This is a genomic window from Microbulbifer maximicatervae (SeqCode) (assembly GCF_052467505.1).
Genome location: NZ_CP174313.1, coordinates 1,685,937 through 1,701,622 on the forward strand (window position 1 = coordinate 1,685,937; position 15,686 = coordinate 1,701,622).

12 protein-coding genes are annotated in these 15,686 nt (G+C 45.9%); 7 read left to right on the forward strand and 5 right to left on the reverse strand.

Annotation, left to right across the window (positions count from 1 at the left end; translation table 11 throughout):
- Positions 1–35: 35 nt before the first annotated feature.
- From ACJJIN_RS07495 to ACJJIN_RS07505, 3 genes are all read right to left on the reverse strand, one after another.
- Positions 36–1,466 (reverse strand): coniferyl aldehyde dehydrogenase, encoded by a 1,431-nt coding sequence (locus ACJJIN_RS07495; RefSeq protein WP_444897529.1) that lies wholly within the window; start codon positions 1,464–1,466, stop codon positions 36–38.
- Positions 1,467–1,530: 64 nt separating this feature from the next.
- The gene (locus ACJJIN_RS07500; RefSeq protein ID WP_444897530.1) at positions 1,531–2,658 is read right to left on the reverse strand and encodes an acyl-CoA dehydrogenase family protein; all 1,128 of its coding nucleotides are present in this window, start codon (positions 2,656–2,658) and stop codon (positions 1,531–1,533) included.
- A 27-nt stretch (positions 2,659–2,685) separates the two neighbouring features.
- A complete protein-coding gene (locus tag ACJJIN_RS07505) occupies positions 2,686–3,885 on the reverse strand; it encodes an acyl-CoA dehydrogenase family protein (protein WP_444897531.1) in 1,200 nt (399 codons plus the stop codon).
- 468 nt (positions 3,886–4,353) lie between these two features.
- Between ACJJIN_RS07505 and ACJJIN_RS07510 the strand changes: the two genes are divergently transcribed.
- The 5 genes from ACJJIN_RS07510 to ACJJIN_RS07530 all read left to right on the forward strand — a co-directional run bounded on the left by ACJJIN_RS07510 (position 4,354) and on the right by ACJJIN_RS07530 (position 11,140).
- The gene (locus ACJJIN_RS07510; RefSeq protein ID WP_444897532.1) at positions 4,354–6,231 is read left to right on the forward strand and encodes an acyl-CoA synthetase; all 1,878 of its coding nucleotides are present in this window, start codon (positions 4,354–4,356) and stop codon (positions 6,229–6,231) included.
- A gap of 55 nt (positions 6,232–6,286) precedes the next feature.
- Positions 6,287–7,489 (forward strand): 3-oxoadipyl-CoA thiolase, encoded by a 1,203-nt coding sequence (locus ACJJIN_RS07515; RefSeq protein ID WP_444897533.1) that lies wholly within the window; start codon positions 6,287–6,289, stop codon positions 7,487–7,489.
- A 62-nt stretch (positions 7,490–7,551) separates the two neighbouring features.
- Positions 7,552–9,654: a 3-hydroxyacyl-CoA dehydrogenase NAD-binding domain-containing protein gene (locus ACJJIN_RS07520; protein WP_444897534.1), complete on the forward strand. Its 2,103-nt coding sequence runs from the start codon at positions 7,552–7,554 to the stop codon at positions 9,652–9,654.
- Between the two features lie 82 nt (positions 9,655–9,736).
- Positions 9,737–10,666, forward strand: a complete 930-nt coding sequence (locus ACJJIN_RS07525; protein ID WP_444897535.1) for a DMT family transporter — start codon at positions 9,737–9,739, stop codon at positions 10,664–10,666.
- Between the two features lie 24 nt (positions 10,667–10,690).
- Positions 10,691–11,140 (forward strand): PaaI family thioesterase, encoded by a 450-nt coding sequence (locus tag ACJJIN_RS07530; protein ID WP_444897536.1) that lies wholly within the window; start codon positions 10,691–10,693, stop codon positions 11,138–11,140.
- Between the two features lie 609 nt (positions 11,141–11,749).
- On the opposite strand, the gene ACJJIN_RS07535 is transcribed toward ACJJIN_RS07530, so the two are convergent.
- A complete protein-coding gene (locus ACJJIN_RS07535; RefSeq protein ID WP_444897537.1) occupies positions 11,750–12,220 on the reverse strand; it encodes a hypothetical protein in 471 nt (156 codons plus the stop codon).
- Positions 12,221–12,832: 612 nt separating this feature from the next.
- Between ACJJIN_RS07535 and ACJJIN_RS07540 the strand changes: the two genes are divergently transcribed.
- Together ACJJIN_RS07540 and ACJJIN_RS07545 are read left to right on the forward strand one after the other, a co-directional pair.
- Entirely contained in the window at positions 12,833–13,636 is an 804-nt protein-coding gene (locus tag ACJJIN_RS07540; protein WP_444897538.1) for a hypothetical protein, read from the forward strand.
- A 23-nt stretch (positions 13,637–13,659) separates the two neighbouring features.
- Complete coding sequence (locus ACJJIN_RS07545) at positions 13,660–14,556, forward strand: fatty acid desaturase family protein (RefSeq protein ID WP_444897539.1); 897 nt, start codon at positions 13,660–13,662, stop codon at positions 14,554–14,556.
- A gap of 196 nt (positions 14,557–14,752) precedes the next feature.
- Here ACJJIN_RS07545 and ACJJIN_RS07550 read toward each other — a convergent pair whose 3' ends face one another.
- Positions 14,753–15,469 (reverse strand): aspartate/glutamate racemase family protein, encoded by a 717-nt coding sequence (locus ACJJIN_RS07550; RefSeq protein ID WP_444897540.1) that lies wholly within the window; start codon positions 15,467–15,469, stop codon positions 14,753–14,755.
- Positions 15,470–15,686 lie beyond the last annotated feature (217 nt).

A 15,686-nucleotide genomic window follows, 5' to 3' on the forward strand; every position in this document is an offset into this window, starting at 1 on the left:
TCGACTCAAACGCCAGGTCTTCTCAATCAGTACAGCTACAGCTTGAAACGCAGTAGAAAGTTGAAAATTTTATCAAATCTTTGGCCATAAGGTGGTCGTAAAGACACCGCCGCTGACTTTTTGGCTTGTGTAAAGATCGGTCGTAATTTTGAGAATTCCAAAAAACCCTCATAAGCGTGATATTGCCCCATGCCACTCGCCCCAATACCACCAAAGGGCAAGTCTGCCTGGGAGACATGCATCGCGCAGTCATTGATACAAACACCTCCAGACATTGTGCTTTTGATAATATTTTCCTGAATCTTCCCGCTAGAACTAAAAATATATAATGCTAAAGGCCTATCTTTACTATTTATGTAATCTATCATATCAGACAGATTCCTATACGTAAGAATAGGTAAAATAGGGCCAAATACCTCCTCACGTAGCAGGCTCATATCTTCTGTCGGGTTTAACACTAAGGTGGGAGCAATTTTTTGCAAACCTTTACTGTTTTCAACATCTAATAACGGCAGAACTGTAGCCCGCTTCTCCAGAGCATCCTTTAGACAAGTAGTCAGCCTATTAAACGCCTTTTCATCAATAATCGAAGTATAATCTTCTGAATTTAAAGATGGATACCATTTGGGCACAAGTCTCTTAGCCGACTCTAAGAATCCTGAAAGTTTTTCTTCAGGAATCAATAAATAATCTGGAGCTACACAAGTTTGGCCCGCATTGAAGAATTTTGAGCTCAAAATACGTTCCGCAGCAATATTTTCATCAAAGTCTCCACATATTATGGCTGGCGATTTGCCCCCCAGCTCTAGTGTCACAGGAGTTAGGTGATCCGCAGCCCTCCGCATTACCATTTTTCCTACCTTGCTAGATCCAGTAAAGATCATGTGATCATATGCCAGGGCTGTAAACTCCGTGGCGCTAACTTCCGGAAGAATAGCTACCAGATCCTCTGAAAAGAACCTATTAAATAGCTGATGTAATAATGTAGAAAGGGAGCGCGAGTTAGCAGCCATTTTGATCATACAGCGATTCCCTGCGGATATCGCACTCACCAAGGGCCCGACAGACAGAAGTAGTGGGTAATTCCAGGGGGTAACAATAGCAACCACCCCTTTTGGTTGAGGTAATACGCGATTTTTTACTCCTCGAAGTAGCAAAGGCACATGGCGCTTCTGAATTTTCATCCACTTTCTTAAGCGCTTACGAGTGTAACGAATCTCCTCGATACACCCATAGATCTCTGCAATTTTAGTTTCCTGGATGGCACGATTACCAAAATCCTCGCTTATTGCCTTTGCTATGGATTTCTGGTTTTCCAGGATCAATTGCTCTAATTTTTTTAAACTTTCCAGGCGCTCCTGAAGACTCGGGTAGGGGTTCCTATTAAATGCATCCTTTTGAAGTTTAAAAACACTCTCTACTTTACCTATGCTCACAGATCTGGTGTGCTCGACAACTTTTTCCATGTGTGTGCCCTCGCAAAGTGGCAAGTAGAGAGTGAGTTTGGCCGTATAGTAAGTACTTTATAATTTACAGCTTGGCAAATCGTAAAGTGTGGTAATCAGTACTGCCAAATAGGTACTGAGTTGTTGTTAGACGTTTAAAGTAGTGACTTACATCCAACTCCTCAGTAACCCCTATACCGCCATGTAACTGTATCGCCTCTTGGCCGATAAACCGCGCAGCTTTACCAATACGGCTTTTTGCAGCGGATATCGCCTTAGGCGCAACTCCGTTATTGCTATCAAGCTGTAGCGCAGCCATCAACAATATTGAGCGCGCTTGCTCATACTCAGTAAACATATCCACCATGCGGTGCTGTAGTGCCTGGAACTTGCCAATAGGAACACCAAACTGCTCCCGCGTCTTAGTGTATTCAACTGTCTTCTTATAGATCCTTTCCATAGCTCCAACAGCTTCTGCACACAATGCCAACGTCGCTCTATCAACAGCCTTTTCTATAGCTCCTAAAGCCGCCCCCTCTTCCCCTATCAGATTAGCTATGGGTACTTTCACGTTATTGAATTTAATTTCGGCGGCACGGTGTCCATCCACAGTGGCATATCCATGCCGCTGAAGCCCTTCTGTATTGGGATCGACAAGTAGTAAGGTGATCCCCTCACGATCTCGCTGTGCTCCGCTCGTCCGCACAGCAACTAAGAATTTATCTGCTACGTCACCATTTAGAACGACAGCTTTATGTCCATTCAGGAGGTAATTGTCTCCATCCTTTACCGCAGTCATGGCTATATCGGTAAGGTTATAGCGACTCTGTGACTCAGTAAAAGCGAATGCCAATTGCAATTGGCCTTCCATTAACATTCCCAGGAGTTCTCGCTTTTGCACCTCACTGGCGCAGTCAGCGATAAGACCACCACTGAGAACAACACTGGCCAGGAAAGGCTCAACCACTAAACCTCGGCCGAACTCCTCCATAACCACCATCAAGTCTACGGCGGAGCCTCCTAGGCCTCCATCATCCTTTCCAAATGGCACCATTAACCAGCCGAGTTCCGCAAATAGCTTCCAATTTTCCTTACTGAAGCCAATATCGTTACTCACTATTTTACAACGACGGTCAAAGTCATAATCCTGCTGGATAAACTTGCTCACACTGCTTTGCAGCATCCGCTGCTCTTCGCTGTAGGAAAAATCCATCGCTCAAGTCCTCTTTAGATGCTGCACTTACAGGCCAAGTACCCATTTACTGATAATATTTTTCTGAATCTCATTACTTCCGCCATAAATTGAGGATTTACGATTGTTTAAGTAACGAGGCACACTGCTGGCAATAACACCGGGACCCACCCATTCTCCGTCAAACCCGCTCCTAAACTGCTCTCTCACAAACGGCATTCCGTAGTAACCCGCAGTCTCCATATACAGTTCATCGATAAGTTGAGCGACTTCGGTTCCTTTGATTTTAAGGATGGAGGATTCCGCTCCTGGGGCACCACCCGTACTTACCGCCGCAAGCGTACGTAGTTCAGTAAACTCCAGGGCCAAGAGATCAATTTCAACTTCGGCCAGTTTTTGGGCAAAAGCCGGGTTCTCAAGCAGACTATTTTCTCCATCGCAGGTCTCTTTGGCTAAATCCTTTAACGTTTGTAAGCGTTTCTTGGATTTTGCCACCCGCGCAATACCGGTGCGTTCGTGGGTTAGCAAAACCTTGGCGTAAGTCCACCCTTGCCCCTCCTCGCCAATGCGGTTTTCTACCGGTACCCTCACATTATTGAAATGGACTTCATTTACTTCATGGTGACCACCCAAGGTCATAATTGGCGAAACCGTAATACCGGGGTGTTTCATATCAATTAGCAAGAAGCTGATAGCAGCCTGGTTCTTTACTTGAGGCCCACCAGTACGAACCAAACAAAATATCCAGTCTGCAAAGTGACCCAATGTATTCCAGGTCTTGGTGCCGTTGACAATATACTCATCGCGATCACGGACAGCTGTTGTTTTTAAGGAAGCTAAATCTGAGCCAGCATTTGGTTCCGAATACCCCTGACACCACCAGACATTACTTGCCAGGATGTCAGGCAGAAATCGTTGCTTTTGTTCTTCACTACCATAGGTAAAGATCACTGGAGCAACCATTTTTAAGCCGAAAGGAATCAATTCCGGTACACCATAGTTAGCACATTCGTCTGCCCAAATGTGTTTCTGAGTAGGTGTCCAACCGGTACCTCCATATTCAACCGGCCAATTCGTAGCTGCCCACCCTTGCTCATAGAGTATTTTTTGCCAGCGAACAAAATCCTCTTTCTCCAGGGGGATTTCCTTCAGGGTTTTCTCTCTAATATCTTCAGGAAGTTTCTCTTGGAGAAACTGCTGGACCTCCTGCTGAAAAGCTAACTCTTCGGGAGAAAAATCTATATTCATTCGCCTGCTCCTTTATTAGTCGGCGCATTGAACAGCAGCTCCTACAAACTGCTTCTATCACAATCTTGCGCAGCAAAAATACGCAATCTTTTGAAAGATCCCCGGTACAGGCGGAACTAGTGTTTAACAGATTCACCTCGACAAGTTACTTAATTGCCTTTGAATCGATCCCAACGATTTAAATTATTGGCGCAAAATGCCTTTAGCGAAATAAAAAACGGAGCATTTCTAGCGCCAATCAACTCCAGATAGGCACACAAATCAACCACTCGGAAAATAAAACAGGAAAAACTTCAACAACATGGCGCCTTTATATTTTTTATAAGTTTTTTTGCGCCATTTTCCATTAAAAAATGCATTAGGCACTTCTTAATAGGTAAAACACTAACACCTTATTCCGCAGAGTGGAATGCTGTATTCAATTTTGCTATGGTCGTCACTATAATAACCAAAGTGAGAGAAGCCCCCATGTCGATCACGCCCATTCAATCCTCCGATATAATGTTGCAGTCACTTGCTGAAATTCAGGAGTATGAAAAAGTCCCCCTTTCGCAGCGATACCCCTGGGAAAGCACTTTTGACTTAATCCGGCAATCTGCCCGCCTCTACCAACATGACTCAGCCATCGAATTCCTGCCAACGGCCGCACCTGACGAAGACACGGTTAAAGTAAGTTTCTTCGAGTTATCCCAGCGAGTGCACCAGACTGCCAATCTTCTTCACTCCATCGGTGTTGAACCAACCGATACAGTGACTCTATTACTACCCAATTTGCCAGAAACTCATTTTGCACTTTGGGGAGGCCAGGCAGCAGGTATTACCAGTCCTATTAATCCGTTGCTGGAACCCGAACATATAATCGAAATTATGAATACCACCAGGGCTAAAGTCCTGGTCACACTTGGCCAAGATCTTAGCGAGGAAATATGGGATAAAGTAACGCAAATTCTCGAGCAAGTTCCCACATTAAAAACTCTGTTACTAATCAGTAAAAAGCCAATTAGCAATACTCCAGTTCCAGCGGGTATTCACGCAGATAATTTTGTCTCGGCTATATCCCAACAGCCGGACGATCATCTAAAGAGTGAACGTTATATCCAGGGGAGTGAAACCGCTAGTTATTTCCACACCGGGGGCACTACTGGAAGACCTAAAATAGCCCGCTTAACTCACAGCAATATTGCCTTCGTCGCTCAATTAAGTGCTGATACGTCATCCAGTAAAGGGCGCTTCGCTACCCTAAGCGGACTTCCACTGTTTCATATTTTCGGTACGGTTGTTGCGGGTATTGGCACCCTATTGGCCGGACGCACAATTGTTATCATGACACCCTCTGGTTTTCGCTCACCCAATGTCCTACCAAATTGGTGGCATCATGTTGCGCGATTTCAGGTGAAGGGCTTTGCCGCCGTCCCAACCATCCTCGGTGTATTGCTGCAAATTCCCGTGGGTGACAATGACATCAGCTGTCTAACAGATATTGGCTGTGGAGCCTCCACCCTGCCAACGGGTTTGAAGAATACCTTTGAGGAGAAGTTCAATGTCCTTGTCAGTAATGGCTACGGCATGACGGAGTCCAGCTGCCTTTTAGCTCGCCCTCCTACCGATATGCAAGCCCCTGAAGGCAGCGTCGGCCGGCGATTGCCTTATATGGAAATGAAAATTGCCGAAGTAGACGGTACCCGACTGGTTAGAACCTGCAATACAGGAGAGGTGGGCATAGTACTCGCGCGCGGGCCACATATTTTTTCTGGCTACTTATCAGAAGAGGATAATGCTAAAGCCTGGGTCGATAAGTCCTGGTTTAATACCGGCGATATGGGATATCTCGATGGAGATGGTAACCTGTTCTTAACTGGGCGGGCCAAGGATTTAATTATTCGCGGCGGCCACAATATAGATCCGGCTCTGATCGAAGAACCATTATCCCGTCACCCTGCCGTTGCTATTGCCGTTGCAGTTGGTCAACCAGATGCTTATGCCGGAGAAGTTCCAGTAGCTTACGTTACCCTGTTTCCATCCACTAACCCGCCCACAGAAGAACAACTCATTGACTATTGCCGCAGCCAAATTTCTGAGCGTGCAGCCATTCCTAAGCGCGTGGAAATTATTGATGAGATTCCACTCACTGCTGTAGCCAAAGTATTCAAACCGGCTCTGCGCAATCGCGCTACCGAATATGTCGTAGGCCAGGCATTAGAGGAAAAAAGTATTACCGCTAAGTTTTCCGCCCACTTTGATGCATCCCTTGGCCAGGTAGCAAAAGTTCAACTTGAACAAGCCTCCAGCAAAGCCGCTGTAGAGGAAGCCCTGGAAAATTTACCCGTGGCTTTGGAGTTTGAATAAAAGAAATTACCGCATTACTCAATGCACTTAGAATTCCAATATCGGAAATCTCACTATGTCACATGCCTATATTTATGACGGCGGCCGCAGTGTTTTTGGCCGCCACGGGGGCAGCCTTTCCAGTATCCGGCCCGACAACCTGCTTGCCCATGTCATCAGGACCCTGACTGAAAGAAACAATTTTAACCCTCAACATTTTGAGGACGTTATTGCGGGCAATACCAATCAGGCGGGAGAAGACAGTCGCAACATTGCCCGATTTTCAGGCCTGCTAGCAGGATTGCCCATATCCACAGGCGGCATAACGGTAAATCGCCTTTGTGGTTCCGGCTTATCCGCTATAGCAGATGCCGCTCGCTGCATTCGCGCCGCAGAAGGAGAGCTATTTATCGCGGGAGGTGTCGAATCAATGAGTCGCGCCCCCCTGGTTCTCTCCAAAGCCAACAGTGCTTTTGATCGCAATCAGGTATTGGCAGATACGACCCTAGGCCCCCGCTTCACCAACCCAGGCATTGTTGCTGAGTATGGAAGCCACACCATGCCTCAGACCGCAGACAATATTGCATCAGACCTGAATATTTGCCGGGAAGAGTGCGATACATTTGCATTGGCATCACAAACTAAATACGAGTCGGCACGTACCGATGGCTTCTTTGTCGATGAAATTATTCCCATCGAAGTACCCCAAGGTCGCAAGAAGCCAGCCCTTCTTATCGATACGGATGAACATCCCCGTCCCAATGCAACATTGGAGCGACTTCAAGCCCTACCCGCGCTTTTCGAAGATGGAGTGGTTACTGCCGGCAACGCTTCCGGCATCAACGATGGCGCGGCGGCACTCATTGTTGGTAGCGCCGAAGCAGGCCAAGCAGCAGATCTAAAGCCAAGGGCACGTATTCTCGCCAGCGCCATTGCAGGAGTAGAGCCGCGAGTGATGGGGTTGGGCCCGGTACCGGCTACCCGTAAAGCCCTTGCCCGGGCGGGCTTGGAGCTTGGGGATATGGATGTAATGGAGTTCAACGAAGCTTTTGCGGTACAGGCTATGGGCTGCCTCAAAATGCTCGAAATTGATTATGCGGACCCACGGGTAAATCCCAATGGTGGTGCCATCGCCGTTGGTCACCCCCTGGGGGCCAGTGGTGCCCGTATTTTGCTAACAGCATTGCGCCAGCTGGAACGTACCGGCGGGCGCTATGCACTGGCCACCATGTGTATCGGGATTGGCCAGGGCATCGCTGTAATCATAGAACGCATTTAAACCTGATTAGATGTAAATAAAACCGAGACCGAACAGTTGTCACTTAAGATCTGGAGATAGCAATGTCTAGTGTAAGTTATGAACTCATTGGCGATATCGGTGTAATTCGATTGAACAACCCTCCTGTGAACGCCCTCTCTCACGGCTTGCGTGAGGGCATTTGGGGGGCGATTAAGAACGCTCAAGGCGATGCATCAAAAGCCCTGGTGCTAGTGTGTGAAGGCCGAACTTTTATCGCTGGTGCGGACATTACGGAATTTGGCAAGCCACCACAGGCACCCGCCCTATCAGAAGTGATTGCGGAAATAGAAAACTCCTGTAAACCAGTGATCGCCGCCATTCACGGTACGGCACTCGGCGGTGGATTCGAAGTGGCTCTAGCCTGCCATTACCGCTGTGCAATAGCATCGGCCAAAGTGGGACTGCCAGAAGTCAAACTGGGATTACTGCCAGGAGCCGGTGGCACCCAGCGCACCCCACGCTTGTCTGGTGTTGCCGCTGCACTGGAATTAATCACAAAAGGCAGTCCAATACCGGCCTCTAAAGCCAGAAGTCTGAAGTTAATAGACCGGGTTATCGATGATGACTTGTTAGAGGGAGCCCTCGCCTTTACCTGTGAATTGATAACAAATGAAGCTCCTCTGCGCCGAGTCAGAGACATCGCAATAGATCCTGACAGCATTCCTGAGGGGTTATTTGATGATTTCCGCAAGCGCCTTGAAAAGAGATCACGAGGTCAGCTTGCACCGCAACATATTGTTACCTGTATAGAGGCCGCAGTTCACCAGCCTTTTGATCAAGGTCTCGCGAAAGAGCTCGACCTGTTTATCGAATGCTTGCTCTCCAGCCAATCAGCCGCCCTCAGGCATTTGTTTTTTGCCGAGCGCACTGCAACCAAAGTCACGGGCTTACCAAAAGACCTACCCACCAGGGAGATAAAGAGCGTGGGCATTATCGGTGGAGGCACTATGGGCGGAGGCATCGCCATGAATTTTGCCAATGTCGGTATTCCAGTCAAACTGGTAGAAATCGATCAAGCTGCGATAAATCGAGGGTTAGCAGTGATCGACAAGAATTACACCATCAGCATGCAGAAAGGGAAACTCACAGAAGGTCAAAAAACTCATTGTCTCTCGTTGATTTCCGGCACAACTGACTACGCAGACCTAGCTGACGTAGACCTGGTCATTGAGGCCGTATTTGAAAATATGGAGCTCAAACAGGAAATTTTTGCCAAATTGGATCGCTCCTGCAAACCCGGTACCATCCTTGCAACCAACACTTCTTACCAGGATATTGATCAAATCGCAGCTGCAACTAACAGGCCTCAAGACGTTATAGGGATGCATTTTTTTAGCCCTGCCAATGTAATGAAACTACTCGAGGTGGTTCGCGGCTCGCAAAGTGCTGACGATGTAATTGCCACTGCCATGCAACTCGCTAAAACGATCAAGAAAGTTCCCGTACTAGCGGGAAACTGTTACGGCTTTATTGGCAATCGTATGTTGCGCCCCTATGGCAGAGAGTCGCAGCTTTGTTTAATCGAGGGCTCAACCCCGGAGCAGATTGATTCGGTTATGCAGTCTTGGGGGATGGCTATGGGCCCTATCGCCGTTGGAGATCTAGCGGGACTGGATATCGGTTACAAGGCCCGCCAGGGCCTGAGCGAATCAGAAAGAGGAGAGCCAAAAACCTACTGTATTGCAGATGCCCTGGTTGAAATGGGCCGCCTGGGGCAGAAAAGTGGAGCCGGCTACTATCGCTACGATCCCGAAACTCGCGCTCGCAGCAGCGACCCTGAAGTGCTGGAAGTCATTGAAGCCCAAGCTAAAAGCCAAGGAGTTGTAAGGCGGGAAATTTCCGACGAGGAGATTCTAAACCGCCTAACTTTCGCGCTGATTAATGAAGGAGCCAAAATCCTGGAGGAAGGCATAGCCCAACGTCCGAGTGATATAGACGTTGTATATGTTTACGGTTATGGCTTTCCGCCCCATCGTGGAGGACCTATGCACTATGCCGACAGTATCGGCTTGAAGGAAATCTACGAAAAAATATGTACTTTCCGCCAGCAGCATGGAGATACCTACTGGACTCCAGCCCCTTTACTGGAACGGTTAGCCCAAGAGGGAAAAACATTTGCGCAATGGGCTGATGGCAAAATCTAAGCTTGTAAACTATAGGGGAAGTCAGTATGACTACTGGCTTCCCACTTTACCCGCTGCAGCCAAATAAAGAAGTTGTGTCACCATGAGTAGGCCTGATGCCTTAGTCGAAGTACAATCCCCATTAAGTCAGCCACTCCGCACGGATATCCAAAACTGGAAGGGCATTGGTTTTGCATTGGCTACCGCGCTGGTAGCAAGTACAGCGGCCGCAGCCAGCAAATGGGTGTCTACCGCGGTCCCCGTGCCATTAATTACGCTCAGCCAATACAGTATCTGCCTGATACTGCTAACCCCATGGCTAGTGCGACAAACACCTCGACACCTTACCACCCAACACTGGAGAACCCACCTAATACGCGGTTTTGCTGGGTGGTTATGCTTTTTCACATATTTTTCTGCCCTAAGCAAAATTTCACTAATGGAAGCAGGGTTATTGCGTAATGCAGCTCCCATTTTTGTTCCCCTTATTGCCTGGCTTTGGGCTCGAGCACAGATCCCCATAACCCACTGGCTACCAATCTTACTGGGCTTACTGGGGATCACCTTGATTCTTCAACCCAACGTAGACGGTATTAGTAGCGGTCATGCCTTCGGTCTGATTTCCGGGCTTACCCTGGCTGCCTCTATGGTCGGAACACGAATTTTGTCCCATACCGACCGGCCCAGCCTTATATTGTTTTACTACGTATTAATCTCGTTTGCATGCAGCCTGCCCCTGGGTATCTATTATTGGGAACCAATACCTTTATGGACACTCCCCTATCTTATTTTTAACGGCGTCTCAGTACTCTTGGCTATCTGGCTGTACACTAAAGCATATAGCTATGCAAAACCCAGCGTGGTATCGCCAATCAGTTACTTTGGTGTGGTTATTTCCGGACTTCTAGGTTGGCTCATTTGGCAGCACTTACCTAACACTATTGCACTGGTGGGGACGCTGATTGTTATCAGTGCAGGATTGCTCACAGTCTACCTTTCAACTCAGAAAACAGACTGTAACGGCCCATCATAAACTTACTTTCTAAGGTAAAATTGGATGAATTGGCAGAACAAGAAACAACCCCCGTTCAATGACCATCTAGGTGTAACCATAGATAATTGGCAGGAAGGCCATGTTGCAATCAGCGTAGAAGTACAGCCGGAACACCTGAATACCCACGGTGTACCCCACGGTGGTTTTATTACAACATTAATCGATATCGCTGGCTCTTACTGCGGCCTCTACTGCCCCCACCCCAACCGCCGTCGTAGAGCCTTTACACTTTCTTTAACAGCAAATTTCACCGGTCAGGCAAAAACTAATCAACTCACTGCGATAGGTAAGCTAACGAGTACTGGACGAAAGATATTCTATTCATATACAGAGGTATACGACAGTGAAGGAACTTTAATTGCTACCGGCCAAATGACCATGCGCTATCGTGGTGGCAGTGAAACATTGGATGGTGAGCTGATTGATGAAAACGCTTTCGAAGTTTCTGAGTAGGTATTGAAAGCATTGTTGCGATCAAATCTAATTTCACACCACTCTCTTCTTGATTTAACTCTATTCTTCAGCGTCACCGATATTTACAGCGGCTTTTACGGCCTGTGCGGCTAAAGCAATGAATGGTGATCTATTTCAGGCTATCGTTCAGTAGGTAGATTTTGCCCCAATCAGGCCTCTGTTCTACAGGGAGCTCCAATTGCTATAGTTGAAGGCGTAACCTATCCCAGCTGCCCAAAAACCTGATGGTGATACACTGCAATTTGTCGAGGATTAAGAAGACCTTGGACACTTTAATTGTCGTTAGCAGTAAAGCCTGAATGGGCATTCATTAACCGCAGCTGTGCATCCCGTGTAGAAACTTCAACAACGTTAATAAGAGCCCTTCCATGTAAGCCAAAATTAGCTAAAGCCATTACACTTTTGTCTAGCTCCTCCGCTGAACAACATCCATACTCATTTTGTACAGCATTAACACTCTGGCTGCATAGGCGGCAGCAGCTCGTGCTTTGTAGTAACGCTCAACATCACCAGCCAAACGAAGCTCTCTCTGTGCTTCTATTTCTCTTAAATTTCCCTTTTTTGCACGTTATTCGGATTAAAGCCCAATCAAGAATCTCCATGCTCTTTAAGATCTCCCAATCGTCCTTTAAAATCTTTTTTTGCTTTGAAGTACTCCTCGCAATCGATTCGGTATTCTAAAGCGATCAACTTCATCGCAGAAATAGCGGATTTATGTGCGTAAGAAACCATTTGTATCGGATATACGCCTTTGGGGGAATTCAATAACTTTGGATACGTCACATCCATCAGCTGAGCCATTTCGCACACTCTGCGAGGTGTTAGCATATCTGATTTAATGTTGTATTTAACAGCAACAGATGAAAAAGTAACCCAACCAACCAGTAAGTTAGTGTATAACTGAGCCTCTCTATTTGGACCTATTCCTTTTTCAAGCAGGTCGTACATAAAAGCGAGATTGTTTTCATGTGAGGTTATCAAATCTCGAAACTCCTTATCTTCTGCATAAACTGGCCCAATCAAAACCAACATTGCCATTAAAAACAAAGAATATTTCATAAGTTAATTGCCTTTATACGTCATAACATAGGGACCACCAGAATTCTCTATTCTCACCCCAATTTGTTTCGCAATAGTCGTTAAATTAGCTCCACTCTTAATCGTATCGTATGACTTCACAGAACTTACTACTGCAGTATTCGCTACTGCACTAAGAAGCGCACTTTGTGCTGCACTCTTCGGAACATCTCCAGGTTAAGAAGGTAATCCGTGATTAATTCTATTTATCGCTGAGATAGATTTATTACGATAAGATTCATCAAAATTATTTATAGCATTAACTACTTTTCAGGAGTCTATTGATCGCTAGGCCCACGAGAGTATAACTCCTAAAGCCGATGCTCTACTGCGTAAATTGCCTTACCACCAAGTTTAAGATTATCAAGCTCATCCTCACGCGAAGAGCCTGCCGAGCACCTAGAAGCACTTGAATATAATCCTCCCCCATAGATTTCTATCACGATGATAGGGATATCGGGTAGCAGTAGATGGCATTACCGTGGATTTAAGCGTCTATTTGTTTAACCCAAAGATTACAATGTCTTGCAAGTTGTGCTCTACTCTGTAATATCACGTAGAACAAATACCAGGATTATTGTCAGAAATATCATTATGTATCAGTTTACGTATGAGCCTACCCCTAAAAATGTCCTACTGGACCTGATGGGCGTTAACAAGCGACACGAGCTTGGAACCAGTCAGCTCAGCTTTATATCTGATGCATTTGACATTTCTATCAATAGTCTACGAGTAACATTAAATAGATTAGTAAGTACCGAATTGGTCAGCCATGATGGGCGGGGGGTGTACCGTTTAACAGAAAAAGCGATCGCCAAACGTGCTTTTATCAACCGCTGGCAACATGATACTTTTCATTATGAAACTTGGGACGGTAGTTGGCTTACTTGTCACTTACCTAAAGGAATATCACGTACGGTTCGTAGAAAGTCATTATCGGTTCTCCAATGGTATGGTTTTTCCGTAGGCCTCGACCACCTGTGGGTACGACCCAACAATCTAAAACTCGCCCATTCTGAAATAATCGCTTCATTAGATACTCTTGGACTTGAGGTAGGGGCGAACTGTTTTGTATTGCATGAGGTTCCCGATTCATTAGTCTCTCAATGGGCTCACCAGCTATGGGATATCGGAAGGCTTGATAGCGAATATGACGATCTCGTACGGTCCCTTGAGAACAGCCTTAAGACTCTGTCAAATAAACCTATTTATACAACATTATCAGAAACATGCCGGTTGGGTGGTGAGGCCATTCATCGCCTAGCGATTGATCCTCTACTCCCAAAGATAATAAGACCGCAAGAGAAGTACCAAGAATTGAAGAATATCGTGCGTAAGTACGATCGTGTTGGCCGTAACATTTGGCTGGAACAGTTGAAGAAGTTAGGTGTTGACTAATAATCACAACAAGGTACTCCTCAATGAATATCCCAATTAGCAAAGAAGAACTCAAACCTTTTCTACAGCGTAGTGATGCCAGAGCTTGGTGGATAGTAGCAAGCGCTTGGATTGGCATCGTTAGTATTTTTGTTATTTCAGCACTATTACCGTATTGGTACGTATATATTGCAGCAGTATTCTTGCTTGCTGGGCGTCAACAGGCCTTAGCTGCAATCATGCATGAAGCCAGTCATAAAACGCTTTTCGCAACCCGGGCCTATAATAAATTCGTTGCCAAGTGGTTATCTTCACCATTTTTATTGATGGATGGTGAGACCTATATTAAGAGCCATCTAAAACATCATCGAAATGCTGGTACAGATAAAGATCCGGATCTGAAGAACTACAAAGACTACCCTGTAAGTAAAAGGAGTCTAGCGAGAAAATTCATTAGAGATTTTTTGGGAATCACTGGTTTAAAGGCAAACCTATATCTTTTTTTAAGCGGTCGAGATTTGTTGAGCAGAAATAAGAGAGTTAATTATCAGTTGACACGGGGCCTGTTTGTTAACGGTATCATGTTTGCGGCGTTGTGGGCCTCTGGCTTTCCGCAGTTGTATATCCTATGGGTAATAGCCTACTTTACAGTCTATATGGCCATCATTCGAATGCGTCAAATCGCTGAGCATGCCGGGGTTAAAGATCTCTATCATCTGGAACCAAAATATAATACACGATCGGTTCCAAGGGGAATTTTAGGATTACTCTTTGTCAGCCCCACCGATGGATTAAGCTACCATTGTGAGCATCACGCTTTTATGGGTGTGCCCACCTATAACTTAAGGGCACTCCATAAGTTTCTTAAGGCCCGCGGGTACTATGATGATGTAGAGCTGGCTGATAACTACCTTGGCGTGTTAAGGCAGGTGTTAAGATAGCAACTGAAACTGAATACTTCGCGGCAAAACAGCTTAAGATAAGTATGATACTTCCACCGTATTTTCCATACAGGCAGCAGCAAAAGCCATACTAACCTATCCGTGAAATGGTTTTTTGCTTTGCTGCAATCCAAATCCATACATTAGAGCTTCGCTTTACATATGATAAATGCCGATCGAGCACCCACTATTGCGCTTACCAGGAATATTCTGCACATCCAACAGCCAACCTAATTGCTGCCTCCGCCAATAAATGATTGGAGTTCAAGGTAGGCAGAGGGGAGTTGGAGTCACTAATTATTAGTGGTATTTCTGTACACCCAAGTATAACGGCATCACAGCCATTAGCCTTTAAACTTTGAATAACCTCTTGAAAGTAAGTTACTGAATCTGGCATCGAGACACCACAGACCAATTCTTCCATAATTAAGCGGTCTATATTGTGTACCTGCTCATTTGTAGGTCGCAGCCAAGCAAGGTTCTGCCCTTCAATTTTCTTTGGGTAAACATCACTTTCCACCAGCCATTTGGTGCCTAAAATACCAAGCTTTTGATAACCGCGAGATTTCGCACTCTCTGCTACAGCTTCAGCAATATGGAGCCAAGGTAGCGGTGATAACTCTTTTACATACTCAAACGCCTGATGAATGGTATTATCTGGACAAATTAAGAAATCAGCACCCTGCGCTTTGAGCTTTTTAGCTGAAGAAAGCATTAGGTCACCAACACCCAACAAATCGCTGTTATTCAATCGATCCACATAGTCTGCCAAAGAGTGAGTATGCATGGAGATTTCCGGGTGTGCATACTCCCCCAAAATTTTGGGGCTTTCAGTACATATTGTTCTATAGCAAAGGGCGGCCCCTTCTGCGGAGCATCCAACTATACCTATATGTTTAGGCAAGGTTTTCATATTACTAAACTTCTATCTATTAGAATTAATCCGCCACTTAGAATTGCGGCGGTCCCTTATGATACGCACTACTATCGATACTCACTTTAGAGTAACTAAACTTAAAACCCAAAGGCTATATCTCTACCGATATCAATATTCCCTTCACATAACTTTTCAGCAAAAGTAATTTTGAAGACACAGCTAATCAATGTAACGCCTATCTCAAACGCTAAAG